Source organism: Sulfitobacter sediminivivens, assembly GCF_042611115.2.
GTDB lineage: Bacteria > Pseudomonadota > Alphaproteobacteria > Rhodobacterales > Rhodobacteraceae > Sulfitobacter > Sulfitobacter sediminivivens.
In genome coordinates, this window is the sequence record NZ_JBHGAR020000005.1 from 175,432 (window position 1) to 199,562 (window position 24,131).

At 56.0% G+C, this 24,131-nt stretch carries 28 protein-coding genes and 1 tRNA gene; 11 read left to right on the plus strand and 18 right to left on the minus strand.

The annotated features are described in order from the left end of the window. Window positions 1–67 precede the first annotated feature (67 nt). From ACEWL3_RS07970 to ACEWL3_RS07985, 4 genes are read right to left on the minus strand one after another with little or no spacing between them, the layout of a single operon-like run. Window positions 68–1,279 carry a beta-ketoacyl-[acyl-carrier-protein] synthase family protein gene (locus tag ACEWL3_RS07970; RefSeq protein WP_386178925.1) on the minus strand — a complete coding sequence of 404 codons (1,212 nt, stop codon included), beginning with the start codon at window positions 1,277–1,279 and terminating at the stop codon, window positions 68–70. Window positions 1,280–1,283: 4 nt separating this feature from the next. After that, entirely contained in the window at window positions 1,284–1,541 is a 258-nt protein-coding gene (locus ACEWL3_RS07975; RefSeq protein ID WP_386178922.1) for an acyl carrier protein, read from the minus strand. A gap of 53 nt (window positions 1,542–1,594) precedes the next feature. Continuing rightward, window positions 1,595–2,686: a UDP-3-O-(3-hydroxymyristoyl)glucosamine N-acyltransferase gene (gene lpxD / locus ACEWL3_RS07980; protein WP_386178919.1), complete on the minus strand. Its 1,092-nt coding sequence runs from the start codon at window positions 2,684–2,686 to the stop codon at window positions 1,595–1,597. Window positions 2,687–2,716: 30 nt separating this feature from the next. Continuing rightward, window positions 2,717–4,399: a L,D-transpeptidase family protein gene (locus tag ACEWL3_RS07985; protein ID WP_435000706.1), complete on the minus strand. Its 1,683-nt coding sequence runs from the start codon at window positions 4,397–4,399 to the stop codon at window positions 2,717–2,719. A 275-nt stretch (window positions 4,400–4,674) separates the two neighbouring features. Between ACEWL3_RS07985 and mepK the strand changes: the two genes are divergently transcribed. Continuing rightward, complete coding sequence (gene mepK, locus ACEWL3_RS07990) at window positions 4,675–5,220, plus strand: peptidoglycan L,D-endopeptidase MepK (RefSeq protein WP_386179462.1); 546 nt, start codon at window positions 4,675–4,677, stop codon at window positions 5,218–5,220. Window positions 5,221–5,451: 231 nt separating this feature from the next. Here mepK and ACEWL3_RS07995 read toward each other — a convergent pair whose 3' ends face one another. Continuing rightward, entirely contained in the window at window positions 5,452–6,462 is a 1,011-nt protein-coding gene (locus ACEWL3_RS07995) for a GlxA family transcriptional regulator (protein WP_386178913.1), read from the minus strand. 67 nt (window positions 6,463–6,529) lie between these two features. On the opposite strand from ACEWL3_RS07995, the gene ACEWL3_RS08000 reads away from it, so the two are divergent. Then, window positions 6,530–6,778, plus strand: a complete 249-nt coding sequence (locus ACEWL3_RS08000) for a DUF1272 domain-containing protein (protein ID WP_386178910.1) — start codon at window positions 6,530–6,532, stop codon at window positions 6,776–6,778. 22 nt (window positions 6,779–6,800) lie between these two features. Continuing rightward, complete coding sequence (locus tag ACEWL3_RS08005; RefSeq protein ID WP_386178906.1) at window positions 6,801–7,409, plus strand: DJ-1/PfpI family protein; 609 nt, start codon at window positions 6,801–6,803, stop codon at window positions 7,407–7,409. A gap of 137 nt (window positions 7,410–7,546) precedes the next feature. Here the strand turns inward: ACEWL3_RS08005 and ACEWL3_RS08010 are convergent. The 10 genes from ACEWL3_RS08010 to iscR form a co-directional block, all read right to left on the minus strand. After that, window positions 7,547–7,623, minus strand: a tRNA-Arg gene (locus ACEWL3_RS08010). Window positions 7,624–7,686: 63 nt separating this feature from the next. Next, a complete protein-coding gene (locus ACEWL3_RS08015) occupies window positions 7,687–8,907 on the minus strand; it encodes a cysteine desulfurase (RefSeq protein ID WP_386178903.1) in 1,221 nt (406 codons plus the stop codon). Then, a complete protein-coding gene (locus ACEWL3_RS08020; RefSeq protein WP_386178900.1) occupies window positions 8,900–9,490 on the minus strand; it encodes a Yip1 family protein in 591 nt (196 codons plus the stop codon). The genes ACEWL3_RS08015 and ACEWL3_RS08020 overlap by 8 nt, the downstream gene beginning before the upstream one ends. Next, window positions 9,487–9,975 (minus strand): YIP1 family protein, encoded by a 489-nt coding sequence (locus ACEWL3_RS08025; RefSeq protein ID WP_386178897.1) that lies wholly within the window; start codon window positions 9,973–9,975, stop codon window positions 9,487–9,489. Before ACEWL3_RS08025 ends, ACEWL3_RS08020 begins: the two co-directional genes overlap by 4 nt. Further along, complete coding sequence (locus ACEWL3_RS08030; protein ID WP_386178894.1) at window positions 9,975–11,255, minus strand: SufB/SufD family protein; 1,281 nt, start codon at window positions 11,253–11,255, stop codon at window positions 9,975–9,977. The genes ACEWL3_RS08025 and ACEWL3_RS08030 overlap by 1 nt, the downstream gene beginning before the upstream one ends. Then, on the minus strand, window positions 11,255–12,010 hold the full coding sequence (gene sufC, locus ACEWL3_RS08035) for a Fe-S cluster assembly ATPase SufC (RefSeq protein WP_386178891.1): 756 nt from the start codon (window positions 12,008–12,010) through the stop codon (window positions 11,255–11,257). The genes ACEWL3_RS08030 and sufC overlap by 1 nt, the downstream gene beginning before the upstream one ends. 54 nt (window positions 12,011–12,064) lie before the next feature. Next, a complete protein-coding gene (locus ACEWL3_RS08040; RefSeq protein WP_386178888.1) occupies window positions 12,065–12,826 on the minus strand; it encodes an FkbM family methyltransferase in 762 nt (253 codons plus the stop codon). Next, on the minus strand, window positions 12,826–14,349 hold the full coding sequence (gene sufB / locus ACEWL3_RS08045; RefSeq protein WP_386179459.1) for a Fe-S cluster assembly protein SufB: 1,524 nt from the start codon (window positions 14,347–14,349) through the stop codon (window positions 12,826–12,828). The genes ACEWL3_RS08040 and sufB overlap by 1 nt, the downstream gene beginning before the upstream one ends. Window positions 14,350–14,388: 39 nt before the next feature. Further along, on the minus strand, window positions 14,389–15,432 hold the full coding sequence (locus ACEWL3_RS08050; protein WP_386178885.1) for a cysteine desulfurase family protein: 1,044 nt from the start codon (window positions 15,430–15,432) through the stop codon (window positions 14,389–14,391). Then, the gene (gene iscR, locus ACEWL3_RS08055; protein ID WP_386178882.1) at window positions 15,429–15,887 is read right to left on the minus strand and encodes a Fe-S cluster assembly transcriptional regulator IscR; all 459 of its coding nucleotides are present in this window, start codon (window positions 15,885–15,887) and stop codon (window positions 15,429–15,431) included. Before iscR ends, ACEWL3_RS08050 begins: the two co-directional genes overlap by 4 nt. Window positions 15,888–16,060: 173 nt before the next feature. Here iscR and ACEWL3_RS08060 point away from each other — a divergent pair, with 173 nt between their 5' ends. The 4 genes from ACEWL3_RS08060 (at window position 16,061) to ACEWL3_RS08075 (ending at window position 18,928) form a co-directional block, all read left to right on the plus strand. Then, the gene (locus tag ACEWL3_RS08060) at window positions 16,061–16,714 is read left to right on the plus strand and encodes an alpha/beta hydrolase (RefSeq protein WP_386178877.1); all 654 of its coding nucleotides are present in this window, start codon (window positions 16,061–16,063) and stop codon (window positions 16,712–16,714) included. Next, window positions 16,714–16,956 carry a hypothetical protein gene (locus tag ACEWL3_RS08065; protein WP_386178874.1) on the plus strand — a complete coding sequence of 81 codons (243 nt, stop codon included), beginning with the start codon at window positions 16,714–16,716 and terminating at the stop codon, window positions 16,954–16,956. The genes ACEWL3_RS08060 and ACEWL3_RS08065 overlap by 1 nt, the downstream gene beginning before the upstream one ends. Continuing rightward, window positions 16,953–17,534, plus strand: a complete 582-nt coding sequence (locus tag ACEWL3_RS08070; RefSeq protein WP_386178871.1) for an HD domain-containing protein — start codon at window positions 16,953–16,955, stop codon at window positions 17,532–17,534. The genes ACEWL3_RS08065 and ACEWL3_RS08070 overlap by 4 nt, the downstream gene beginning before the upstream one ends. Before the next feature lie 179 nt (window positions 17,535–17,713). After that, the gene (locus ACEWL3_RS08075; RefSeq protein ID WP_386178868.1) at window positions 17,714–18,928 is read left to right on the plus strand and encodes an NADP-dependent isocitrate dehydrogenase; all 1,215 of its coding nucleotides are present in this window, start codon (window positions 17,714–17,716) and stop codon (window positions 18,926–18,928) included. 56 nt (window positions 18,929–18,984) lie between these two features. On the opposite strand, the gene ACEWL3_RS08080 is transcribed toward ACEWL3_RS08075, so the two are convergent. Both ACEWL3_RS08080 and ACEWL3_RS08085 read right to left on the minus strand, forming a co-directional pair. After that, complete coding sequence (locus ACEWL3_RS08080) at window positions 18,985–19,779, minus strand: class II glutamine amidotransferase (protein ID WP_386178865.1); 795 nt, start codon at window positions 19,777–19,779, stop codon at window positions 18,985–18,987. Window positions 19,780–19,781: 2 nt separating this feature from the next. After that, window positions 19,782–19,988, minus strand: coding sequence for a DUF6356 family protein (locus ACEWL3_RS08085; RefSeq protein WP_386178862.1), 207 nt, complete (start codon window positions 19,986–19,988; stop codon window positions 19,782–19,784). A gap of 127 nt (window positions 19,989–20,115) precedes the next feature. Between ACEWL3_RS08085 and ACEWL3_RS08090 the strand changes: the two genes are divergently transcribed. The 4 genes from ACEWL3_RS08090 to typA all read left to right on the plus strand — a co-directional run bounded on the left by ACEWL3_RS08090 (window position 20,116) and on the right by typA (window position 23,764). Then, window positions 20,116–20,574 carry an Lrp/AsnC family transcriptional regulator gene (locus ACEWL3_RS08090; RefSeq protein WP_386178859.1) on the plus strand — a complete coding sequence of 153 codons (459 nt, stop codon included), beginning with the start codon at window positions 20,116–20,118 and terminating at the stop codon, window positions 20,572–20,574. 10 nt (window positions 20,575–20,584) lie between these two features. Then, entirely contained in the window at window positions 20,585–20,917 is a 333-nt protein-coding gene (locus ACEWL3_RS08095) for an SMR family transporter (protein WP_386178856.1), read from the plus strand. Between the two features lie 36 nt (window positions 20,918–20,953). Further along, entirely contained in the window at window positions 20,954–21,877 is a 924-nt protein-coding gene (locus ACEWL3_RS08100) for a mechanosensitive ion channel family protein (protein ID WP_386178852.1), read from the plus strand. A gap of 69 nt (window positions 21,878–21,946) precedes the next feature. Continuing rightward, window positions 21,947–23,764 (plus strand): translational GTPase TypA, encoded by a 1,818-nt coding sequence (gene typA / locus ACEWL3_RS08105; RefSeq protein WP_386178849.1) that lies wholly within the window; start codon window positions 21,947–21,949, stop codon window positions 23,762–23,764. 76 nt (window positions 23,765–23,840) lie between these two features. On the opposite strand, the gene ACEWL3_RS08110 is transcribed toward typA, so the two are convergent. After that, window positions 23,841–24,128, minus strand: coding sequence for a DUF1330 domain-containing protein (locus tag ACEWL3_RS08110; RefSeq protein WP_386178846.1), 288 nt, complete (start codon window positions 24,126–24,128; stop codon window positions 23,841–23,843). Window positions 24,129–24,131: the final 3 nt, after the last annotated feature.

The following is a 24,131-nucleotide window of genomic DNA, read 5'->3' on the forward strand; positions in this document are numbered from 1 at the left end:
AGATCTGAAACATGCAAAGGCCGTCACATTGGGGCGGCCTTTTGCTTTGCGTACCATCGCCGGGGCGTCAGCCCAGAGATCGCAAGGCCAGAACCGCGTTCATTCCGCCAAATGCAAACGCATTGCTGATCGCCACTTTGACTTTCACCTCGCGCGCCTCGTTTGGGACCACGTCAAGGGCGCATTCAGGGTCTGGTTCCTGATAGCCGATCGTCGGTGCGATCACCCCGTCGCGCAGTGCCATGATGCAGGCCAGCAGTTCAACCGCACCTGTCCCGCCGATCAGATGTCCGTGCATGGATTTGGTTGAGCTGATCATCAACCGGTCCGCATGCGGGCCGAACACATCTGCGACAGCGGCACATTCGGTCTTGTCGTTGGCCGCCGTGCCGGTGCCATGCGCGTTGATATAGCCGACCTCATCAAAGTTGATGCACGCATCCCTGAGCGCCCCGATCATTGCCCGAGCGGCACCCGCCTTGGAGGGCATCACGATGTCGCTGGCATCCGAAGACATGGCAAACCCAGCGACCTCACACAAGATATCGGCACCGCGTTTTTTCGCATGTTCATATTCCTCGAAAACAAATACGCCCGCCCCTTCGCCCTGCACCATGCCATTGCGGTTGGCCGAAAACGGACGGCAGGCGTCGCGTGACATCACCCGCAGGCCTTCCCACGCCTTGACGCCACCGAAACACAACATCGATTCAGATCCGCCCGTGACCATTGCCGGTGCCATGCCAGAGCGCACCATCGAAAATGCCTGTGCCATCGCGTGATTTGACGATGCACAGGCGGTTGAAACGGTGAATGACGGGCCTTTGAGGTTCCATTCCATGCTGACGTGGCTGGCCGCGGCGTTGTTCATCAGTTTTGGTACCACAAAGGGATGGACCCGGTTCTTGCCCTCTTCATACACGGCTCTGTAATTGTCGTCCCAAGTGGAGACACCGCCCCCGGCCGTGCCCAGCACCACGCCTGATCTTGCGGCCAACTCGCCGTGAAATCTTAGGCCGGATTGTTCGATCGCTTCCTTTGCGGCGGCCAGTGTAAATTGCGTAAACCGATCATAAAGCGAGATTTGCTGGCGGTTATAGCGCCCCTCGGCCTCGAACCCACGCACCTGTCCACCGATCTGGATCGACAAACGGTCGACATCGCGAAAGTCCAGAGGTCCAATGCCGCACACGCCTTCTTGCATCGCGGCAAGCGTGGCCGGGACCGAATGACCAAGCGCGTTGATCGTCCCTGCCCCGGTGATCACCACGCGCTTCATGACGTCAGCCTTGTTCGGTCTTCAACCGTTCGATGCCCGCAATGATGCTGGACACGGTTGAAATGTCAAAATCGGAGTCAGACGGATTGTTGGCGTTGAACGGCACCGAGATGTCAAAAGCTTCTTCAATGGCGAATATGCTTTCAACCAGCCCCAGACTGTCGATGCCAAGGCTTTCCAATGTGGAGTCAAGCGTGACGTCTTGAGGTTCCAGAACAGCTTGTTCCGCGATGATTGCGATCACCTGATCTTTGATGCTCATGCCGGGTCCAACCTTGATCTGTCCATTGTTCTGGTGGGTTCTATACCTGTGATCTAGTCACCCTTGATGGATTTTGAAACCGCCTTTTTCAGGTCTGCGACATCGCGCAGCAGGTGTGGCAGACGGCGCATCGCCTTGTAGCTTTCGACCTGCCTGTCCATTTGCGTCGCAGGATAGCCCAGCATGGTGCGGCCTGCGGGGACGTTTGACATCAATTTGGTGCCACCACCTGCGATGACCCCGTCGCCGATGGTGATGTTGTCGCTGACCCCGGATTGTCCGCCCAATACAACATTGTCGCCCACCACCGACGATCCGGCCACCCCAGCCTGTCCGCACAAAAGGCAATTGCGCCCGATGATGACGTTGTGACCCAGCTGCACCTGATTGTCGAACTTGGTGCCGTCGCCGATGCGGGTGTCCCGAATGGTGCCATTGTCGATGGTGCAACCCATGCCAATCTCGACATCGTCGCCAATTGTGACGGCACCGACTGAATGAATGCGGGTCCACGGCTGCGCCTTTGCACCGCCCTGATCCCCCAAGGTGGTGCGGACATTTTCAACAGCACTTTGCTCTGCTGTGACAAAGGAAAAACCATCACCGCCAATCCGTGCTCCGGGCTGGGCGATAAAGTTGGCACCGATGGTGACGCGGGCAGCGATGCTGACCTGCTCGCGCAAAAATGCATTTTCGCCAATGGTTGTGTCGACCCCGACAAAACAATGCGGACCAATGACACTGCCCGCCCCGATACGTGCCCCGGCCGAGATGATGGCCAAGGGGCCAACGCTGACGTTTGCGCCCAATTGGGCGGCATCATCAATGACAGCTGTGGGGTGAATGCCGGGGGCAAACCCCTGCCCCTTGTCCAATATCCGCGTAAGCCCAGCCATGGCATAGCGCGGACGGGATGGAAATATCGCAGCCTTGAGGCCAAGCGCCTGCCAATCTGCATCGGGCCACAGCATCGCAATCTGCGCCCGCCCCTTGGAAAGGCCATCTGCGTACTTTGGGTCCATCGCAAGAGCAAGATCATCCGGCCCGGCGTCTTGTGGCTCAGCCGCCCGAGCGATCACAAGGTCTGTGTCCCCAAATGCCTCTGCACCAAGCGCTTTGGCAATTTCACTGACAGTATAGGTCATTCTGGCATCCCCGGCGTTACCGGGGCAGAATTACCCCTGAACGCCGCCCATTGCCACCCCTGCCTTTGACAAGGCATCCCAAATTCGCGCATCGCGGCCGTAAACATCCGCACGGTATTCGGTGTGCCCCCGCGCATTTGTAACTGCCGTGCGGTAAATGATGTGCACCGGCACCGGGTCCACCAAATTGATGCGCTGCTCACGGCCTGTTCCCAGCACTGATTTGAATTCCCCCTCAGGATCGGATGTCTGCGCGGCAAGCAGCGCATAGGCGAAATCAAACGGGTCCGCGAGGCGGATACAACCGTGGCTGAACGCGCGCACGTCGCGGGCAAACAGGCTTTTGGACGGGGTGTCATGCAAATAGATATTATGCTTGTTCGGGAACATGAATTTCACCAACCCAAGGGCATTGCCGCGGCTGGGGGGCTGGCGCATTGAAAATGGGAAATTGCGCGCGCTGTATTGGCTGAAATTCACCGCACCGCGGTTCACTTTGCGTCCCCGGCTGTCGGTAATTTCAATATGGCCCGCCGCATTCGGATTGCGTTTGAGCGCTGGCAGATATTCCTTGGTCACGATGGAGCGCGGCACATACCAGCTTGGGTTCACCACCATGAATTCCATCACATCGGAAAACTCAGGTGTCGGTCTGTCGCTGGTGTTTGCCCCAACAACCGACCGGGTCCGAAAGGTCACGACCCCATCGTCAACAATCTTGGCTGTGAAATCAGGGATATTCACCAAAATATGCCGTTTGCCCCGTTCAGTGTTGAACCAGCGCTCACGTTCCAGCGCAACCATCACCGATTGCAAACGCTGTTCAACGCCTATGTTGATCTGCTTCATCGTCTCAGCACCGGCTTTTCCATCGGCGTTCAGGCCATGGGCAATCTGGAATTGTTGCACAGCGTCCGTCAGCGCCGGATCATAGGTCATGCTGTTGGACCGGCTCATGTAATCCATTGCAATCAACCGGTTGCGCAAGGCCACAACTGCATTGCCCTGATCGCCGGGTTCAAGGGATTTGGCCGGCACAACTGGCCCCCAGCCGCCTTGGGACAGCAGCTGTTCCATCGCCATTTTTTCTTTCAAAAGAGCGTTGTATTCCAGACTATGGGGCGGAAGTGACCGAAAGAAGGACGCAGGTTTGGCATTGACCAGCCCCGTCAGATAGGCGGTGCGATCACGGTATGGAATATCCCGAACAATCCGGGGGTCGATCCGTTTCGGGATCAGGACGCCTGTCTGGATATCGCGGGCGTATTGCAGAAAAACCCGGCTCATTTCGACCTCTGCCAGACCACGGTCACGGGGGGACCGCACCTCCCGAAGGGTCGCGAGCAACCCGGCGGGATCATAGCGGGCCACGGGCAATCCATGCGATGCGGCACTTTCGATGGCGCGTATCAACTCTGCACGGCGGGCACGATCCGCTTCACCGGGCCCGGTCCAGACGGGTTTATATCCATTGGACTGATAAAACGCAGCGATGTCTTTGTCCCGCGAGGCGGCCTCTGACACCGCCTGCTTAAACGCGGTGACTTGCGCAGTGACGGGTCCGGGCGCGAAAAATACCACTGCGGACAAAATCAAAACTGTTAGAAATGCACTGCTACGAACTACTTTGGAATCGCTTTTCACGTATTCCCCCAAAAATATATGAACACCATTTGTTCCTGATTTTTCGGGAATGTCATTCGGCAAGTCCATTCACTTTTCACGTTACCAGCCAAACAAGGGCCAACGTGATGCGAAAAAAGCACCCGTCAGCCGTTCATTTCCGGGCCGTTGATCAAATTTTGCGCAAAAATTCGCCTAAATCTGCTTTGCGATTGAACCATTCCGATTCAGCGCTTGGTTCAAGAATCACCGTATGTAATAAGCATGTTGCATCTGGGGATGAGATGAAGTGCCCATGTAACATCAAGGGTACGTTTAGGCAGACGACGGGACAGAAACACATGACTAGCAACAGCTCTTCGGGCATGACTCGGCGCGCGCTTCTCGGCGCATTCGCGGCAACCACAATAACAGCAGCACCAACATTCGCAAATGCAGCAGGTTTTCTGCGGGGTGCTGGTGATATTCGTCGTATCCGCATGTATTCTGGCCGCACGGGTGAACGCATCGACATGATCTATTGGATTGAAGGCCAGTACATCAAGGACGCTGTCAAAGAAGTGAACTATTTCATGCGCGACTGGCGCACCGATGGGGTGAAATCCATTGATTTGCGCACCGTCGACATCATGGCGGCGTCTCACAATCTGCTGGGTGTGAACGAACCTTACATGTTGCTGTCCGGCTATCGCAGCCCACAAACGAACGCGATGTTGCGCTCACGCTCTCGTGGCGTTGCCAAAAATTCCCTTCACATGCGTGGTCAGGCCGCCGATTTGCGCCTGTCGTCGCGGTCCGTCCACCAGATGGCAAAGGCCGCAGTTGCCTGCCACGGTGGCGGCGTTGGCCGGTACTCCGGTTCGAATTTCGTCCACATGGATTGTGGTGTTGTGCGGTCTTGGGGCGGCTAAGAACCTCGCTCAATGCCGAGCCTGAAAACAAGCGCCTTCGGGCGCTTTTTTTTTTGTGTCCGGAAATTGCGTTCAGGTTACGAGGTAAAGTTCCCCATGTCGGTTATGGAGGTGAAGTGGGCTTTGGCCGCTGTCCCGAAATTGTTTGCACTTGGGAACCATTCCGGACTGTGTCCAGCAGTGGTCAAAAGTCTCATCCCGCATCGGCGTCTGGCAGGTTCACCTGATCTTCTATTGGAACTGATTTCTGTAGTGCGACGGGGAGGTTCTGATCTGCCTTAGAAAGGCGCGCCGCATACGCTCATCGTCATCAAACCCGCACTTTGATGCGATGCTCTTGATGCCCAATTTGGTTGTTACCAACATTTCGCGCGCTGCATCTACCCGGATTGTCTCAATGGACTTTGCGGGGGATGTGCCCATCGTCGCCGTGTACAATCGCGAGAAATTTCGTGCACTCATGCCGCATTTCTCAGCCATGTCATCCACCGAAATATGCTGCGAAAGGTTCAGTTTAACCCAATCGTGCAAATGCTGAAATCGCCCCTCAGCATCAAGGGATTGCCGGTCAAGCTCTGGACTGAACTGTGACTGCCCTCCAGAACGCACCATCGGGGTAATCAGCGAACGGGCCATTTCAATCGCTGCTGGCTTGCCGAGGTCTTCTTCGATGATGCCCAGTGCCATGTCGATGCCGGCGGTGATGCCCGCAGATGTCCAGACATTCCCGTCCTTGATATAGATGGGGTCCATTTCGACGTGGACTGCCGGGTTGTCCTTGGCCAGTCGTTCACAATCTTCCCAATGAGTCACGGCGCGGCGGCCGTCCAGCAAACCCGCTGCCGCAATAACAAGTGCGCCGGAACACACAGAGCATACCCGCATGGATCGGTCAGCCAATTGCCGGATCTGCCTCAGAAAAACAACATCCTGAGCCGCTGAGAGTGCACCATCCCCGCCGACAACCACCAATGTATGAATAGAGGTGTCCTTGGGCTTGCGCAGCCACACGTCGATCAGGTCACTGTCGATTTCCAGGATTGTATTGGTGTCTATGCGCCCGCCTGAACGGGACACCACATGTGTGTGGTAAGCCGGACCAGATTTGGGGTCTTTACGTGCATGGGTGAAAACCTGCAGGGGGCCAACAAGATCGAGAAGAACGATGTTTGGATAGACAACGAACACGACATCCATCTGTACCGATGTCGAAAATACGGGATTGGCAGAAAAAGAGGCCATGTTGTCATTCATGCCATACGCGAAATGATTAATCTACCCTCATACTCATCACACAAAGGAAAGAACCATGCTGATCTTAAAACCAAACTGTGAATGTTGTGACGTTGATCTTAAGCCCGACAGCTTGGAGGCGCGCACCTGCTCGTTCGAATGCACGTTCTGCAAAGACTGCGCTGAGACCCGCTTTGACAACATCTGCCCCAACTGTGGCGGAGAGTTGCTGCGCCGCCCGATCCGCCCGGCAAGACACCTCATCAAGAACCCGGCGTCCAAAGATCGCTTCGTAAAAGCACATGCGGCGTCTGCAGATTTGTAGTGCCAGAGAGAAGGAAGAAACCATGAAATCCATTGCTGCACTCGTTTTCCCTGGTTTTGAAACGCTTGATTACTTTGGTCCCATAGAAATGCTGGGTGGTTTTGGGGAACAGACGCACATAATAACAGTCGCCAAAGGCCGTGATCCGGTGCCGAGTGTTCATGGTCAGAAGATCGTTGTGGACAAGACAATCGCTGAAAAGAATGACTATGATCTGTTGTTAATCCCCGGTGGCGTTTCAGCGTTGGCTGCGGCCAAGGACCAGGAACTGATGGACTGGATCAGACAGGTATCGGCGACCGCAGAACGGGTGATGGCCGTGTGTACCGGTTCTGTCGTTTTAGGGATGACGGGCGTATTGGATGGCCGCAAAGCAACAACCAACAAGCTTGATTTCAACAACACAGTCCATCTTGCACCGAACGTCGATTGGGTAAAACAAGCCCGCTGGGTGAAAGACGGTAAATTCTTTACCTCTTCGGGTGTTTCAGCAGGCATGGATATGGCGTTGGCTGTGATGGCGGACCTGTACGGAATGGACATGGCCGAAAGATTGGCTTTGAGCAGCGAGTATGAATGGCACAAGGACCCAAACCGAGATCCCTTCGCACAATTGGCAGGCCTGATCTGAAGGAGCGGCTATCGTGCGGCTGTAGAAATTCGGTCAGACAGGGCGCAACCCGGACCTTGAACAACTGTTGATGAGGTCACACGCCCACGGTGACATGAAGTGCTCTGTCCTGGTGCGAAAACCGATGGTCTGAAAGATGGTGAACCCAGCTGGATTCGAACCAGCGACCTCTGCCTTCGGAGGGCAGCGCTCTATCCAGCTGAGCTATGGGTCCACACGGGGCGGTATAGCCAGCCTGCCCTGCCCCTGCAATCCCGAATTCAGCAGCCCGCGCGCTTCAGGCAAACAGATCATGCGCCAATTCAAGCGCGTCGACCAGCACATCCACTTCGGCTTGCGTATTATAAAGACCAAAGGAGGCGCGGCATGTGGCGCTGACCCCCATATGGTCCATCAAAGGGGCCGCACAATGCTGACCGGCGCGCACTGCGACGCCCTTTTTGTCAAGGATGGTTGAAATGTCATGGGCGTGTGCCGCACCGTCCAGGATAAAGCTAAAGATCGCGGCCTTGTCAGGGGTCGTCCCCTGCACCTGCAACCAATTGAGCCCGGCCAGTTTCGACACCGCATAGTCGCGCAGGGTATCTTCATGGGCCGCGATATTCGCCATACCGAGGTCCATCATGTAATCAAGCGCGACCCCAAGACCGATGGTTTGCACGATACCGGGGGTTCCGGCCTCGAACTTCATGGGCGGGTCGTTGTAGGTCACAGCTTCTTTGCTCACCTCGCGGATCATATCGCCCCCCCCCATGAACGGGCGCATTTCAGCCATTCGTTCGGATTTGACAAAGATCGCACCAGAGCCGGACGGCCCATAAAGCTTGTGACCGGTAATTGCATAGAAATCACAGTCCAGATCCTGAATATCGACTGGCATATGCACTGCAGCCTGCGAGCCATCGACCAATACCGGCACATCTTTTTTGTGGGCGGCAGCAATGATGGTTTTCACATCAACTTTGGTGCCTAACACGTTCGAAAGGTGGGTAATTGCGATCAGTTTGGTCTTGGGGGTAATGGCATCGATGACCGCCTGCGGGTCCAGTGCGCCGGTGGAATCCACATCGACCCATTTCAACACGACGCCTTGCCGTTCACGTAGAAAATGCCAGGGCACGATATTGGCGTGATGCTCCATCACGCTGAGGATAATCTCATCACCCGCCTGCATGCGCGGCATCGCCCAGCCATAAGCGATTGTGTTGATCCCCTCGGTGGTGCCGGAATTAAGGATAATTTCATCCTCTGACTTGGCGTTCAAAAACTTGGCCACAGTGCCACGCACGGCCTCGTATTTGTCCGTTGCCAGATTAGAAAGATAGTGCAAGCCTCTGTGAACGTTTGAATATTCATTGGAATAGGCGTTGGTAATCGCATCGATTACCACTTGCGGCTTTTGCGCCGACGCGCCGTTATCCAGATAGGTCAGCGGTTTGCCGTTCACTTCGCGGGACAGGATTGGAAATTGGCTGCGTATCAGATCGATGTCATACATTGCTCAAAACTCCTTGGGCGGCCAGCCCGATCAGTGACAGCATAATGCCCAGCCCCAGCACAAGACCAACTGCACCGATGATCAAAACCGCGGCCGCATGGCCAATCGTGGGCAAGCTGAGGGCCGCGGTGATGAAGTTCAGCAATATCCATAAGCCCCAGACCGCAATGGCGAGTGAGAGAATAAGGGCCAGCGATGGCACAATAACAGTCAGCACCAGGACCCCGATTTGAGCCACAGCGCGAAGCACCTGAAGCCAGACCACAAGGGCAAGTACGTCGCCCAATGAACCCTGCCCGCCGATTGCCAATCCTGCCCAGTAGATTGCGTGCACATAGACGACCATTGTTCCTGCGAGCAGCACGTAAAGCACAAGGGGCGAGTTAAAATAGCTGGGTAAGGGCATGTCGGGCTGTGCCATCTGGACCAGCAGGACAACGACAAAAGTATTTAAGACAGCCACAAGCCCAAGGGCTGTCCAAAGCACATCACGGCTCAGCTGCCATTCAATGATCTGCGCGGCGGCAAGGCGCGGGGCGCGTAGGGTGGTCTGCACCAACGGAAGAAACTCATCGCCAGTCATATCGTTCGGCCTTGTGCGGTTAAAAGTCCCGAAATCCAAAACCAGCCGAAGACACAGAGCCATAGAATGCCGACAACCTGCAACTGAATGCCCGGCCCGATCAACCCCGCGACCAAACCCAGCAATAGCAAGACAGGTGTCGACGCCAGAAGTGACCAAAAGAGAGTCAGGCGGATGTCGAAACCACTGACACCGGCGCGCGCCACCCGCGACAACACCCAAACAGCCGCAGCAAAGGCGTACATCAGCAAGGGCATGATAAAGATCCATAAAAATGCGCTCCAATACAGGCGCACGGCCAATGGCCCTTCGGGGTCAAGCTGGGCCTCTCTGGCTTGAAACGGGCTTGCCGCGACAAATATCAACAGCCCCGACAGCAACAGAAACAACAAGGCACGCACCTCGTTGCGGCCCTGGCTGAGGAACCGGCGCATCACGGTTGAAGGGCCACGATAGGTGGCAAAAATGTCTTGGGTCAGTGCCATCAGCCAGTGCGACGATCCAGCCAAGAGGCTAGCCGCCCATTGATCTCATCGCGCAGGGATTCCGCCTCAATCTCTTCGACCGCCTCGGCAAGAAATGACAGCGTCAGCAGATTTGTTGCCTCTGCTTTGGTGATGCCACGTGCGCGCAAATAAAACAGCGCTTCCTCGTCAAGCGCACCTGATGTTGAGCCGTGCGAACAGGCCACATCATCGGCATAAATTTCCAGCTCGGGCTTGGCGAGAAATTGGCTGTCGCCGTCCAGCAGCAGCGCCTGGCTGATCTGATAGCCATCGGTCTTCTGCGCCCCGGCTTTGACAAGGATCTTGCCCTGAAAAACGCCGGTTGCGCCGTTGCGCAGCACCTTTTTGAACACCTGACGGCTTTCGCAATTAACCGCGTCGTGGGTGACAAAAACGGTGTCGTCATGGTGGAAATCACCGTCGCCAACGCAGGCCCCGGCCACGGTCGCCGATGCGTCATTACCAGCCATTTCGATCACACATTCATTGCGCGTCAGAACGCCGTTTGCCGTGAGTGTGAAGGATTTGAACAGGGATTCTGCACCCAAACGGGCAAAAATATGGGTGGCGGCGCGGCGTTCATGGTCACGGCCTTGGGCGCGGATGTGGTGAAACTTTGCCGTGTCGGCAATCTCGACTTCCATCACCTTGTTGAACCGCGCCGCTGCGGGCCCATTTTCAAGCAGAGTCAGTTCGGTGCCTGCATCCAGCTTGATCAGATGGTGTAGGATCACATCCGAGGTTTCAGAGCCGTGCACGTAAATCAAACTCACAGGTTTGCTGGGCTTTCCGGTCACGTGGATCAACACCCCGTCGGTTGCAAAGGCGGTGTTGAGCGCGGCCAATGGGCGCGCCACGGGTGATTGCCCGCGTGCCTCAAGCGTTCCGTAGAGATCACGCGCCCAATGAAGGTCACTGTCTGCTTTCGCCAGCCGTTCAATTGTCAGGCCTTCAAGCGCCAGATCGTCCGAGGCATTCGCGTCGAATACGCCATCAACAAACACAACCTTCAATCGGTCGATGTCGTCAAAAAGGGGCAATTCGTCATGGAGAAACACAGCTGCCTGGTTTGCGGTGGCCTGGGTCAAGGTGTCAGGCCGGGTGTATTTCCAATATTCATCCCGCCGCGTCGGCAGGCCCATGGTGTGCAAACGCGCCAGCGCATCTTCGCGGGCGGACCGCGACCAGCCCTTGGCGGGCATATTCAACCCGTCGATCACGGCCCCGAGGGGTATTGTTTTTTCAACAGCAGCAGTCATTACGCCACCTCGGCCAGGATATCAGCGTAGCCGTTATTTTCGACCTCAATCGCCAATTCCGGCCCGCCGGTTTTCACGATACGGCCATCTGCCATGATGTGAACCACATCCGGTTTGATGTGATCGAGCAGACGCTGATAGTGGGTGATCACCAGAAAGCCGCGACCGGTGGACCGCAGCGCGTTCACACCATCCGCCACCAGTTTCATCGCATCAACGTCAAGGCCGGAATCAGTTTCGTCCAGAATGCACATCTTGGGTTCCAACATCGCCATCTGCAGAATTTCATTGCGTTTTTTCTCGCCGCCCGAAAACCCCATGTTGACGGGCCGCTTGAGCATATCCGCGTCGATCTTGAGCTCCTTGGCCTTGGCACGGATCACCTTGAGGAATTCTGCTGCTGACATTTCATCCTCGCCGCGCGCCTTGCGCTGTGCATTCACGGCTGTGCGCAGGAAGGTCATGTTGCCGACACCGGGAATTTCAACAGGGTACTGGAATGCAAGGAACAGTCCCGCTGCTGCGCGTTCTTCGGGTTCCATTTCCAGCAGATCGTGCCCTTCCAAAGTTGCAGTTCCCGAGGTGACTTCATAGCCGCCCTTGCCGGCCAACACATAGCTGAGCGTGGACTTGCCCGACCCGTTTGGACCCATGATCGCGTGCACTTTTCCGGCCTCGACCTCCAGATCAAGTCCTTTGAGGATTTGCTTGTCTTCTTCTTCCAGTTTCACGTTCAGGTTCTTGATGCTCAGCATGTCTCGTCTCCTTGGTGGCGCGCTGCGCCAAAGTTCTAATGAGGTAGGGGCCGATCAGCCCTGTTGTTGCTTGCGCAACAGAAAGTTTTTGTTGGTGGTATAGCGCTTGAACGTGTCGATCACGTCATAGCCGTGTTTTTCGACCCAATCATCAAAGGCGGCGTAATTCTCTTGATCCACTTCGATCAGGATCATCGGTGCGCAGCGGGTGATGGTTTCCTGCAAGCCACGCAGGGCCAGCATTTCCATACCTTCGACATCGATCTTTACGAAATCAGGCGTGTCATCTGCCATTGCTTCGTCGCCTGTGATGGTTTCGATATCGCCCTCTCCAGCCTGCATCCGCGCAGCGCCAAGATTGCGCTTTCGTTTGGTCATCCCAAAACCATCCGCTTTCTCGTCCGACACGCCAAAACCAATGTGCCGCAGATCGAAAACTCCGCTGAATTCGTTCAACACAACATTCGCCAGCAGCAGTTTGTACGCCAGTGGATTGGGCTCGAACGGGATGATTTTCTTAGGCTGCAGGAACGCTGCGACAAAAAGGCTGTGGTTGCCGATGTTGGACCCGATATCGACAAAAGTGCCGCCTTGCGGAAAATGCGCCTTGATCATCGCCAGTTCTGGTTCTTCGTAAAAAGCCCCCCCGCGATTGCTGCGCTGGATCGGATCGGCAATGCGATCCGATGCAAAGCGGAACGTATGCCCATCAATTTGACATACCGCGACATCAATGTCGGGAATGACCACAGGCTTGCCCTTTCGGATCGCCCAACGGATCGCATTCAGATCAACGGTTTCGCGTACCCGGTTCATTAACCGACGGACCCTTCCAAAGAGATCGCAACAAGGGCCTGTGCTTCCATCGCAAATTCCATCGGCAGCGCCTGCAACACGTCCTTGCAGAAGCCATTGACCACCAGTGCCACGGCTTCTTCCTCGTCCATGCCACGCGACCGGCAATAGAACAGCTGATCGTCGTCGACTTTGGATGTGGTCGCCTCGTGCTCAACCCGGCTGGAATTGTTCTTGACCTCGATGTAAGGCACCGTGTGCGCCCCACATTTGTCGCCGATCAACAGGCTGTCGCATTGGGTATAGTTGCGCGATTCGCGCGCTTTGGGGTGCATGCTGACCAGCCCCCTATAGGTGTTTTGCGCCTTGCCCGCCGAAATCCCCTTTGAGACGATGCGCGACTTGGTGCGCTTGCCCAGATGGATCATCTTGGTGCCGGTATCGGCCTGCTGCATGTTGTTGGCGATGGCAATGGAATAGAACTCGCCCTGCGCGTCATCGCCGCGCAGAATGCAGCTTGGGTATTTCCACGTCACCGCAGACCCGGTTTCAACCTGTGTCCACATCACCTTGGCGCGGTCGCCCCGGCAATCGGCGCGTTTGGTAACGAAATTATAGATGCCGCCCTTGCCGTTTTCATCACCGGGATACCAGTTCTGAACAGTCGAGTATTTCACTTCGGCATCTTCTTCGATGATAATCTCGACCACGGCGGCGTGGAGTTGTGATTCATCGCGCTGGGGTGCCGTACAGCCCTCAAGGTAGCTGACGTAAGATCCCTTGTCGGCGATGATCAGCGTGCGTTCAAACTGTCCGGTGTTCTCGGCGTTGATGCGGAAATAGGTGCTCAGTTCCATCGGGCAACGCACGCCCGGCGGCACATAGACAAACGATCCGTCTGAGAACACGGCAGAGTTCAGCGTTGCATAAAAATTGTCTGACACCGGGACAACAGACCCCAGATATTTGCGCACCAACTCTGGGTGCTCGCGGATCGCCTCAGAGATTGAACAGAAGATGACCCCGGCTTTCTTCAGCTCTTCCTGAAACGTCGTCCCAACCGATACAGAATCAAATACCGCGTCCACAGCGACCTTGCGGCCTTCTGCTGGTGCGTCTTCTGCCCCTTCGACCCCGGCCAAGATCATCTGTTCCTTCAACGGGATACCCAGTTTTTTATAGGTTTCGAGAAGTTTGGGGTCCACGTCGTCCAGCGATTTGGGTTTATCAATCATGCTGACAGGGCGCGCATAGTAATACTGATCCTGGAAATTGATCTCAGGATAATCAACCATCGCCCAAGTTGGTTCTTTCTTGGTCAACCAACGATCATAGGCGGCCAGACGCCATTCCAGCATCCATTCAGGTTCTTCATTTTTCTCCGAGATCAGTTTGACGATATCGGGGGACAGACCCTTGGGCGCATATTCCATTTCGATGTCGGTGGCCCAGCCGTATTTGTACTTGCCGCCCACTTCACGCACGGCATCTACGGTGTCCTGATCCACGCCTTCTTTGACGTCATCATGCTGGTCTGTGATCACAGTATCCAAGGTCTCGTTTCCTTATCCCGCCAGCCGCATTTACGCGGCTCGCTGCTCGTGTTTCTTTAACTTTGCGGTCCAGGTATCGGCAAACCGCAGCACATCATCGCGTTTCGTATCGAGGCCCAAAGACACGCGGATCGCGCTTGCTGCCTCCGTTTCATCATATCCCATCGCGCGCAAGACCGCGCTCGCGCGCACCTTGCCCGATGAACAGGCGGACCCCGCCGAAATGGCAAAGCCAGACAAATCCATTTGCATCACCTGCGTTTCGCCTTTCCACCCCGGCGTGAGGATGCAGGAGGTATTGGGCAGACGGTCCGCACCTTTCCCTACAAAAATAGTCGCCTTTGTCGAAGCCTCAAGGGCCTCTTCCAACAAATCGCGCAAAACAGCAACCTCTTGCCAGCGGCCAGACACCACATCACGCGCTGCGGCCCCGGCTGCTGCACCAAAACCTGCGATCCCGATGAGGTTTTCGGTGCCAGAGCGGCGGCCCATTTCCTGTCCGCCGCCCTTGATCTGCACAGGCACGTCCTGACCGCGCCGCAAGACCAATGCGCCGATTCCTTTGGGCCCCCCTAGCTTGTGGGCAGACACCAGCGCCATGCGCACACCGGAGCCCATAAAATCAACCGCCAGCTTGCCAAAACCCTGGGTCATGTCACTGACCGCCAAGCCGGTTGGCAGGTCTTGCAGCACGCCGGTTTCTGAGTTGGCCCATTGCAAGGTCGCAGTAGCAGGATCATCAACATCGACCCGTCCCTGGGCGCTTACAGCCAAATCCTCAACCGTCCACGCACGCACTGCGTCATGTTCAATCGCGGCACCGTGCAACCTGCGGCCCGATAATGCCAAGCCTGCTGCTTCGGTTGCACCGGATGTGAAAACGATGTCTGCCCCATCGGCCCCCAATGCCGCCGCCACTTGCGCACGGGCCTTTTCAATCAGCGCTTTTGCCGCGCGTCCTTCGGCATGCACCGATGACGGATTGCCCACCACATCCATTGTCGCCCCCATCGCGCTGCGTGCCTCGGCCCGCAATGGCGTGGTGGCGTTGTGATCAAGATATACCCGGGTCATTCATCTACCACCGCAAATAGATTTGGCACAGCGGGACATGGCACAAGCCCGTTCGAGATCACATCTGACAACCGGGTCTGGTGCAAAAACACATAGACATGCGCGCTCAGCCCCTCCCAGAGACGGTTGGTCATGGATTGGGCGCGGCTGCCCGATGACCCGCCAGAGGCACCTGCCCCTTTGTGCATCGCATCCAATGTCTCATCCACCGCCGCCAACACGTCAACGACGCGGATTTCCGAGGCCGGACGCCCCAAACGGTACCCGCCACCCGGCCCGCGCACGGATGTCACAAGATCGGCGCGCCGCAGTTTCACAAAAAGCTGTTCAAGATAGGGCAATGAAATCGACTGCCGCTCTGCAATGTCACCCAAAGACACCAGCGCATCGCCCGGCTGCAAGGCGATATCGGCCAGTGCGACCATGGCATAACGTCCTTTGGTTGACAGCTTCATCGCTCGTTACCCCCATTTGCGCCTGCGTTGATTGACGCGGGCGCGCGAAATGCCTAAGTGCTTGGTCAAGCCCCGCAAATTCTGCGGACCCAAGATTAGAACCGTTCTAAGGTGCCTTAGCGAATTAGTCAACTATTCGGCAGTACCATAAGAGCCCCCAAACAGGGACGCACATGCCCGAGGTAATTTTTCCCGGACCCGAAGGCCGCCTCGAAGGCCGCTATCATCCACAAAAAGAACGCGATGCGCCGATTGCCATCGTGTTGCATCCGCATCCGCAGTTTGGCGGGACGATGAACCACAAGGTTGTCTATAACCTGCATTATGCCTTTTATAACATGGGCTTCACCGTGTTGCGGTTTAACTTCCGTGGTGTTGGTCGCAGTCAAGGTGAATACGATCAGGGCATTGGCGAGCTTTCAGATGCGGCCAGCGCGCTGGATTATCTACAGTCCATGAACAACAATTCGAAACACTGCTGGGTGGCGGGTTTCAGCTTTGGTGCATGGATCGGGATGCAGCTTTTAATGCGCCGTCCGGAAATCACCGGGTTCATTTCCGTGGCGCCACCCGCGAATATGTATGATTTCAGCTTCCTCGCCCCCTGCCCGGCCTCCGGTCTTGTGATCAATGGCACCGCTGACCGCGTGGCACCGCCCGCGGACACGGTGAACCTGGTTAACAAACTACACGAGCAAAAAGGCATCACGATTACCCATCAGGAAGTCGAAGGTGCCGGGCATTTCTTTGAAGAGCCTCATATGGACACTTTGATCAACTCCACGACGGACTATGTGAAACGGCGCCTGACAGAGACCTCGCGCTAATGTCAGACCCCGTAGTTATCGAAATGGCCAATAAACTGGCCGAGGATTGCCTGTCTGTGCAGGCCAAGATTGGCGACGATCGTTTGTTCATGAAGGTCGGGGAAGTTCTGGGGGCGTCGTCGCAAACACTTGAAGAAGCATTTCTGACAGCGATCCGCACCCGAATGGCGGAATTGCAGGGCCGTGCGTTCTTGAAAAAGACGCTGTTGGATCACGAGGCCAAAAAGCCGAAACCGGAATGACCGCACGGCTTGAGCAGCAGATTGCCTTTCTGAACGAGGCAGACAAGCTCAAGTCCATCGTGCGGGGCACAACGCTTTGCGATACGTCGCGCTATGAAAATTCCGCCGAACATTCCTGGCATCTAACGCTCTATGCGCTGGTGCTGGCCGATCAGGCCGGACCGGAAGTGGATATCAACCGGGTCATTCGCATGCTGATCCTGCACGATCTGGTCGAGATTGATGCAGGCGACAATCCGATCTTTGGCACCCATGACCCTGTCACGACATACAATCAGGAACAGGAGGCGGCAGACCGACTGTTCGGTCTTTTGCCCGATGATCTGCGCGACGACCTTCGCATGATCTGGGAGGAATTCGAGGCCGCTGAAACCCCGGCAGCCCGATTTGCCAAATCCCTGGACAGGTTCCAGCCCCCGATGCAGAATCTGGCCTCGGGCGGGGGGTCTTGGGTCACATATGACGTCACCTATGACCAGTTCGAGGCCAAGGTGGGGCGCAAGATCGAAATCGGGGCGCCGGGTCTTTTCGACTATGCCCGCCGACGGGTCCGGGCGTGGTTCGACAAACGTCGGTAAAGCAGCGGCAGGGATTGTTCGCACAGATCTGTCCAGGAAAAACGGCCAATGTCACAGTCTTTTTGGCGGTTTAGGTCCACCCAAAAGAGGTCTGCGCACGGTATACCTTGGTATACCTACTTTCGCTTCGCGCGATTCTGGGCTAGTGCCAGACCAACACGCCAGCCAAGGAGAGACATATGTCCAAGATCAAGGTAGAGAACCCCATTGTCGAGCTTGACGGTGATGAAATGACCCGGATCATCTGGGATTTCATCAAGAAAAAGCTGATCCTGCCCTATCTGGACGTTGATCTGAAATATTACGACCTCGGCATTCAGGCGCGTGATGACACAGACGACCAGATCACCGTGGATTCTGCCGAAGCGATCAAAAAATACGGCGTTGGTGTCAAATGTGCGACCATCACACCGGACGAGGCGCGGGTCGAGGAATTTGGCCTCAAGAAGATGTGGCGTTCGCCCAACGGCACCATTCGCAACATCCTCGGCGGTGTGATTTTCCGCCAGCCCATCATCTGCAAGAACGTGCCGCGTCTTGTCCCCGGCTGGACCAAACCGATTGTTGTGGGCCGCCACGCCTTTGGAGATCAATACCGTGCGACCGACTTCAAATTTCCCGGTGCGGGCAAGCTGACTATCAAATTCGTCGGCGAAGACGGTACCGAGATCGAACATGAGGTGTTTGACGCGCCGGATTCCGGTGTCGTCATGGCAATGTATAATCTGGATAAGTCCATCATCGATTTTGCCCGCGCATCGATGAATTATGCGCTGAACCTCAAGTGGCCGCTTTATCTGTCGACGAAAAACACGATCCTCAAGCAATATGACGGTCGTTTTCTGGAGCTGTTTCAGCAAATCTTTAATGCGGAGTTTGCCGACAAGTTCAAGGCGGCGGGCATCACGTACGAACACCGCCTGATCGACGATATGGTCGCCTGTGCGATGAAATGGAATGGCGGCTATGTATGGGCCTGCAAGAACTATGATGGCGATGTGCAGTCTGACACAGTGGCGCAGGGTTTTGGCTCGCTGGGCCTGATGACCTCCATTCTGATGACCCCTGATGGGAAAACGGTTGAGGCCGAGGCGGCGCACGGCACTGTGACGCGTCATTATCGTCAGCATCAAAAGGGCGAAGAAACCTCCACCAACTCAATCGCGTCGATCTATGCCTGGACGGGTGGCCTGAAGCATCGGGGCAAGCTTGACGGCAATACCGCGCTGATCAATTTTGCCGAGACGCTGGAAAAGGTGGTCGTCGACACGGTTGAAAGCGGCGATATGACCAAGGATCTCGCATTGCTGGTCGGACCTGATCAGAAATGGATGACCACGATGGGCTTTTTGGAAAAGGTGGATGAGAACCTGAACAAGGCGCTCAAAGGTTAGAAAAATAAGGGGCCGCGATTTGCGGCCCCAGTCACATCTTTAAGGATGCTGCCGGTTCAGGCGGCGTTACTCATTACTGATGGCTGAAACGGCAAAACCTCGCATGCCGTCGGGGTAAAAAGGCAAAAGCTGCCCTTTGGCACCTCGATCCAATCGCCAAATGCTGTGTCATAGGGTTCTGACACCACGGCCCATCCCTGCCAGTCCGCGTTCCATTGGTAAAATAGCGACGGTGCCAGATGGTCCGACGCATAGCGGACCGCGAACAGCGTTTCACCGTCAGACAGTGCCGCGGTCATCCGGATGTGCGGACCCTGTCCGGATTTACGCGAGAGCGCCTCAAACTGGGCCACGGCATTTTCCAACGCGGCCTTTGGATCCGCATCCAGTCCCAAACCATGGGCCACCAAAAACAGGGCCTCGCTGTCTGTGGCCCCTCTGCGGTGGGGATAAAGATCATCCAGAATCAGCGCTTCGGCATGGCGGCGAAAGCCGTCGAACCCGCCAACCTGACCGTTGTGCATGAACGACCAATTGCCCTGCACAAACGGATGGCAATTGTTGCGGCTGGTCGCCGTGCCGGTTGACGCGCGCACATGCGCCAGAAACAGACGGGCCTGAACCTGTTCTGCCAGTGATTTCAAATTTGGGTCAGACCACGCAGGATAGACATCGCGGTATTGGCCGGGGTTCGGGCGGTCCCCATACCAGGCCAGCCCAAAACCATCCGCATTGATTGCGGTTTTGCACTTTGATGCCTCGCGCGATTGGTGGATCAATGAATGGTCGGGCGCGGTCAGAATTTCACTCAGGTAAAGCGGCCGACCCTGCCACGCCGCCCAACGGCACATGATTACTGGCCCCGGTTGTGCGTACGTGCATAAAGTTTTGCGATGATGCCACTGGCGGTTTTTTCACACAGGCATGGAATGAAAGCATGCACCAATGCCGCACCGGCAGCAGTGAACAACAAACCGGAGAATTTCAACGCAAAGGCCATATGCTGAAAAAATGTTTCATCGACTTTTGCGGGGTGGTCCAGAAATACACGTGCGATCATGGTTTGCTCTCCTCATAGGGTGTTTTGGCTTGCTGAGGGCAAACTATGCCAAGGTGGCCGTGAATATTTCCCAAAGATACGGGCATATCGCTTGCTTCCGAGATATTTTCCCACAATAATCCGCTTCATGTTGAATATTGATGATATTGACCGCCGTATTCTGAAAGAACTGCAACGCGATGCAGGCCAATCGCTTGATACACTGGGCGAGGCTGTGCATCTGTCGCGCAATGCCTGTTGGCGGCGTATCCGTGCGCTTGAGGCATCTGGCGTGATCAAGGGGCGCGTGACCTTGCTGGATGCGGCGAAATTGGGTCTTGGACTGACCGTGTTCATGCAGATACGTACAAACGCCCATGCGCCAGATTGGCTTAACACTTTCAAAAAAGCCACGCAGGACATGCCGGAGATATTAAGCGTCTTTCGGATGAGTGGCGATCTGGACTATCTGATCCGGGCGCGGGTTGCGGACATGGCCGGGTATGACCAACTTTATCAATCGCTGATCCGCAAGGTGCCGTTGTCAGATGTCTCGGCCAGCTTTGTCATGGAAGAGATCAAAGAAACCACGCAATTGCCAATATGAAAGAGGCCATATGCCCGCTTATCTGATCCTTGCGCTCGCCGTTCTGGCAGAAACCATCGGCACGACCGCGTTGCAGGCCTCGCAGCAATTTACCCGTCTTTTGCCGTCCATTCTGGTTGTCCTGGCTTATGCGGTGTCTTTCTATCTGCTGTCCATGACGCTCAAGGTGATGCCTGTGGGTGTCGTTTATGCGCTTTGGTCCGGCCTGGGGATCATTCTGATTGCCATCATCGGATTTGCGGTTTTTGGACAACGCCTTGATCTGCCTGCGTTGCTGGGTCTGGCGCTGATCATTTGCGGGATTGCTGTGATCCATCTGTTTTCTGACGCCACACCGCATTGAGGGGGAACCGTGCTGTGCGTGGCGCGTTGCCTTCCCATGTCAGAGATATTTGGACCACTTTGGGCGTCCCTGCCCGACCCGCTTCGCAATCAACTTGAAGGATATGCCACAGGGTTTTGGGCGCTGCTGCCTCAATTGATTCTGGCACTTCTGTTTATCATCTTCATCTGGGCTCTGATTAAGGTTCTGAAATGGATTTTGCCCCGGTCGCTCAGACGTGCGCGCATGCGGCGTGCGCTTGTTGATGTGATCATGATGTTGATCACGGTCGGCATCTGGCTTTTTGGCGTGTTGATTGCGGTCACTATCGCCTTTCCAACCATCACGCCGGGCAAAGCGCTGACCGCGCTTGGTGTTGGTGGTGTTGCCATCGGTTTTGCGTTCAAGGACGTGTTCGAGAATTTTCTCGCGGGTGTTCTGCTGTTGCTGCGCGAACCTTTTTCGATCGACGATTATATTGATTGCGAGGACATCGAAGGCCAGGTCGAAGAGATCACCATCCGCGACACCCATGTGCGTCAGACCGATGGCCAACTGGTAGTCGCGCCCAATGCGATGTTTTTCAAGAATCCCGTCACGATCCGCACCGCGCGCGACGTGCGCCGGACAACGATCATTTGTGGCGTCGCTTATAGTGAAGATGTCGATGCCGCCCGCGAGGTTATCGCAAATGCCGTGCGCAGCGTCGATGCGGTGCGCGACGATGTGCGCGATGTCGAGATTTTTGCACAGGAATTTGCCGACAGCGCGATCAATTTCGAGGTCACATGGTGGACCGGATCGCGGCCCATCGATATCAGGTCGAGCCGGGACAAGGTAGTGGCCGCCGTCAAACGCGCGCTGGACGACGCGGGCATCGAAATCCCCTTCCCCTATCGCACGTTGACCTTCAAAGAGCCGCTGCCGCTGACCCGTGGCGGCACAGAAAGCAAGGATCCGGACGCGGACGCGGCGGAATAAGTTTTTTTACTGGCCTTTGCTGCACCCGCACGGTATGGGCGCGGCAACTCCCTTTAAAAGGCCGATCCCATGGACATGCGCAACATCGCAATCATCGCACACGTTGACCACGGCAAGACAACGCTGGTCGACGAACTGCTGAAACAATCCGGTACCTACCGGGACAATCAAGCGACCACCGAGCGCGCCATGGACAGTAATGACCTTGAGCGTGAACGCGGCATTACCATCTTTGCCAAGCCCACTTCAGTGGAATGGAAGGGCGTGCGCATCAACATCGTCGATACTCCCGGCCACGCCGATTTCGGTGGCGAAGTGGAACGCATCCTGTCGATGGTCGATGGTGTTGTGCTGCTGGTGGACGCCGCCGAAGGGCCGATGCCACAGACCAAATTTGTAACCTCCAAGGCGCTTGCACTGGGCCTGCGCCCGATCGTGGTGCTGAACAAGGTCGACAAGGCAGATGCAGAACCCGACCGCGCGCTGGACGAGTGTTTTGACCTCTTTGCGAACCTGGGTGCGGATGATGATCAGCTTGATTTCCCGTCCATGTACGCCTCTGGCCGCAATGGCTGGGCCGATATGGAGCTGGACGGGCCGCGCAAGGATCTGTCTGCATTGTTCGACCTGATTGTGGAGCATGTCAAAGCGCCCAAGCAGCTGGCCGATATTGATAAGCCGTTCACGATGCTGGCCACCACATTGGGTGCCGATCCGTTTATCGGTCGGATGCTGACGGGCCGGGTAGAGACGGGCCGCCTCAAGGCGGGTGAGCAGGTCAAAGCCCTGTCGCGCGACGGCGAATTGATAGAAAACTTCCGAGTGACCAAGATCATGGCGTTTCGCGGTCTCAGCCAGCAGGCCATTGATGTGGCCGAAGCGGGCGATATCGTGTCGATCGCGGGCATGTCCAAAGCCACGGTTGCCGACAGTATCGTTGCGCAATCGGTGACAGACGCCCTGCCCGCGCAACCGATCGACCCACCAACCATCACAGTGACCTTTGGCATCAACGACAGCCCATTGGCAGGCCGTGACGGCAAGAAAGTACAATCGCGGGTCATCCGCGAACGGCTGATGAAAGAAGCGGAATCAAACGTCGCGATCAAGATCAGCGACACCCCCGGCGGCGAAGCGTTCGAAGTTGCTGGCCGCGGCGAATTGCAGATGGGCGTGTTGATCGAAAACATGCGCCGCGAAGGGTTTGAGCTGTCGGTCTCGCGCCCGCAGGTACTGTTTCGTGATATTGACGGCGTGCGTCATGAGCCCATCGAAGAAGCCACAATTGACGTGGATGACGAATACTCAGGTGCCGTGATTGAGAAGATCACCGGCCCCCGCAAAGGTGAGTTGGTCGAGATGAAGCCAGCCGGTGCTGGCAAGACCCGCATCGTCGCCCATGTGCCCTCGCGTGGGCTGATCGGTTATCACGGCGAATTCCTGACGGACACCCGTGGCACGGGCGTTCTGAACCGGGTCTTCCACACCTGGGCACCGCACAAGGGTCCGATTCCGGGCCGCCGTGCCGGCGTTCTGATCTCAATGGAAAATGGCACAGCGGTATCTTACGCGCTCTGGAAGCTAGAAGAGCGTGGCAAATTCTTCATCGGTGCGCAGACGGACGTCTATCAAGGCATGATCATTGGCGAACACAGCCGTGAGAATGATCTGGAAGTGAACCCGCTGAAGGGCAAGCAACTGACCAACGTGCGGGCCTCTGGTACGGACGAAGCCGTCCGTTTGACCACACCCGTTACCTTGTCGCTGGAACAGGCCATTGCCTATGTCGATGATGATGAACTGGTCGAAGTCACGCCCAATGCAATCCGGTTGCGCAAGCGCTATCTGGATCCGCACGAGCGCAAGCGGATGTCTAAAGCGAGCTGATGTATTCTGGGTTGAGGGGGCTTTTGCCCCCTCAATTGCTACAAGGGCTGGTTTCCCAGATGACCGGGAAAAATGTCTACTCGTTGGTCTCGATGATCATCAATTCACGTTCCGATGCGCCACGGGCGTGGCTTAAAGCCGCCTGATAAGCATCTGAATGATAACATTTCTCGGCTGTTTCGACATCGGGAAAACGCGCCACTACATTACGCGGACGTGCCTTGCCTTCAAGCTGAACAAACCGACCGCCACGGGCGATAAATTCGCCGCCGTGATCGGCAATCGCAACGGTCGCCCCGGCGGCGTATTTCTTGTATGCCTCTTCGTCGGTGACGGTCACATGTGCAATCCAGAGTGCGCCCATTGG

What these genes read in the sequence shown, in the direction of transcription:
- ACEWL3_RS08070 (WP_386178871.1), top strand. Translation starts at nt 16,953, where the DNA reads ATGACCGCACGGCTTGAGCAGCAGATTGCCTTTCTGAACGAGGCAGAC.
- iscR (WP_386178882.1), bottom strand. Translation starts at nt 15,887, where the DNA reads ATGAAGCTGTCAACCAAAGGACGTTATGCCATGGTCGCACTGGCCGAT.
- ACEWL3_RS08090 (WP_386178859.1), top strand. Translation starts at nt 20,116, where the DNA reads ATGTTGAATATTGATGATATTGACCGCCGTATTCTGAAAGAACTGCAA.
- ACEWL3_RS08075 (WP_386178868.1), top strand. Translation starts at nt 17,714, where the DNA reads ATGTCCAAGATCAAGGTAGAGAACCCCATTGTCGAGCTTGACGGTGAT.
- ACEWL3_RS08000 (WP_386178910.1), top strand. Translation starts at nt 6,530, where the DNA reads ATGCTGATCTTAAAACCAAACTGTGAATGTTGTGACGTTGATCTTAAG.
- typA (WP_386178849.1), top strand. Translation starts at nt 21,947, where the DNA reads ATGGACATGCGCAACATCGCAATCATCGCACACGTTGACCACGGCAAG.
- ACEWL3_RS08005 (WP_386178906.1), top strand. Translation starts at nt 6,801, where the DNA reads ATGAAATCCATTGCTGCACTCGTTTTCCCTGGTTTTGAAACGCTTGAT.
- ACEWL3_RS08065 (WP_386178874.1), top strand. Translation starts at nt 16,714, where the DNA reads ATGTCAGACCCCGTAGTTATCGAAATGGCCAATAAACTGGCCGAGGAT.
- ACEWL3_RS08060 (WP_386178877.1), top strand. Translation starts at nt 16,061, where the DNA reads ATGCCCGAGGTAATTTTTCCCGGACCCGAAGGCCGCCTCGAAGGCCGC.
- ACEWL3_RS08015 (WP_386178903.1), bottom strand. Translation starts at nt 8,907, where the DNA reads ATGTATGACATCGATCTGATACGCAGCCAATTTCCAATCCTGTCCCGC.
- ACEWL3_RS07975 (WP_386178922.1), bottom strand. Translation starts at nt 1,541, where the DNA reads ATGAGCATCAAAGATCAGGTGATCGCAATCATCGCGGAACAAGCTGTT.
- mepK (WP_386179462.1), top strand. Translation starts at nt 4,675, where the DNA reads ATGACTCGGCGCGCGCTTCTCGGCGCATTCGCGGCAACCACAATAACA.
- ACEWL3_RS08080 (WP_386178865.1), bottom strand. Translation starts at nt 19,779, where the DNA reads ATGTGCCGTTGGGCGGCGTGGCAGGGTCGGCCGCTTTACCTGAGTGAA.
- sufC (WP_386178891.1), bottom strand. Translation starts at nt 12,010, where the DNA reads ATGCTGAGCATCAAGAACCTGAACGTGAAACTGGAAGAAGAAGACAAG.
- ACEWL3_RS08110 (WP_386178846.1), bottom strand. Translation starts at nt 24,128, where the DNA reads ATGGGCGCACTCTGGATTGCACATGTGACCGTCACCGACGAAGAGGCA.
- ACEWL3_RS07970 (WP_386178925.1), bottom strand. Translation starts at nt 1,279, where the DNA reads ATGAAGCGCGTGGTGATCACCGGGGCAGGGACGATCAACGCGCTTGGT.
- ACEWL3_RS08030 (WP_386178894.1), bottom strand. Translation starts at nt 11,255, where the DNA reads ATGACTGCTGCTGTTGAAAAAACAATACCCCTCGGGGCCGTGATCGAC.
- ACEWL3_RS08085 (WP_386178862.1), bottom strand. Translation starts at nt 19,988, where the DNA reads ATGATCGCACGTGTATTTCTGGACCACCCCGCAAAAGTCGATGAAACA.
- lpxD (WP_386178919.1), bottom strand. Translation starts at nt 2,686, where the DNA reads ATGACCTATACTGTCAGTGAAATTGCCAAAGCGCTTGGTGCAGAGGCA.
- ACEWL3_RS08095 (WP_386178856.1), top strand. Translation starts at nt 20,585, where the DNA reads ATGCCCGCTTATCTGATCCTTGCGCTCGCCGTTCTGGCAGAAACCATC.
- ACEWL3_RS08025 (WP_386178897.1), bottom strand. Translation starts at nt 9,975, where the DNA reads ATGGCACTGACCCAAGACATTTTTGCCACCTATCGTGGCCCTTCAACC.
- ACEWL3_RS08020 (WP_386178900.1), bottom strand. Translation starts at nt 9,490, where the DNA reads ATGACTGGCGATGAGTTTCTTCCGTTGGTGCAGACCACCCTACGCGCC.
- ACEWL3_RS07995 (WP_386178913.1), bottom strand. Translation starts at nt 6,462, where the DNA reads ATGGCCTCTTTTTCTGCCAATCCCGTATTTTCGACATCGGTACAGATG.
- ACEWL3_RS08050 (WP_386178885.1), bottom strand. Translation starts at nt 15,432, where the DNA reads ATGACCCGGGTATATCTTGATCACAACGCCACCACGCCATTGCGGGCC.
- ACEWL3_RS08040 (WP_386178888.1), bottom strand. Translation starts at nt 12,826, where the DNA reads ATGAACCGGGTACGCGAAACCGTTGATCTGAATGCGATCCGTTGGGCG.
- ACEWL3_RS07985 (WP_435000706.1), bottom strand. Translation starts at nt 4,399, where the DNA reads ATGGACTTGCCGAATGACATTCCCGAAAAATCAGGAACAAATGGTGTT.
- ACEWL3_RS08100 (WP_386178852.1), top strand. Translation starts at nt 20,954, where the DNA reads ATGTCAGAGATATTTGGACCACTTTGGGCGTCCCTGCCCGACCCGCTT.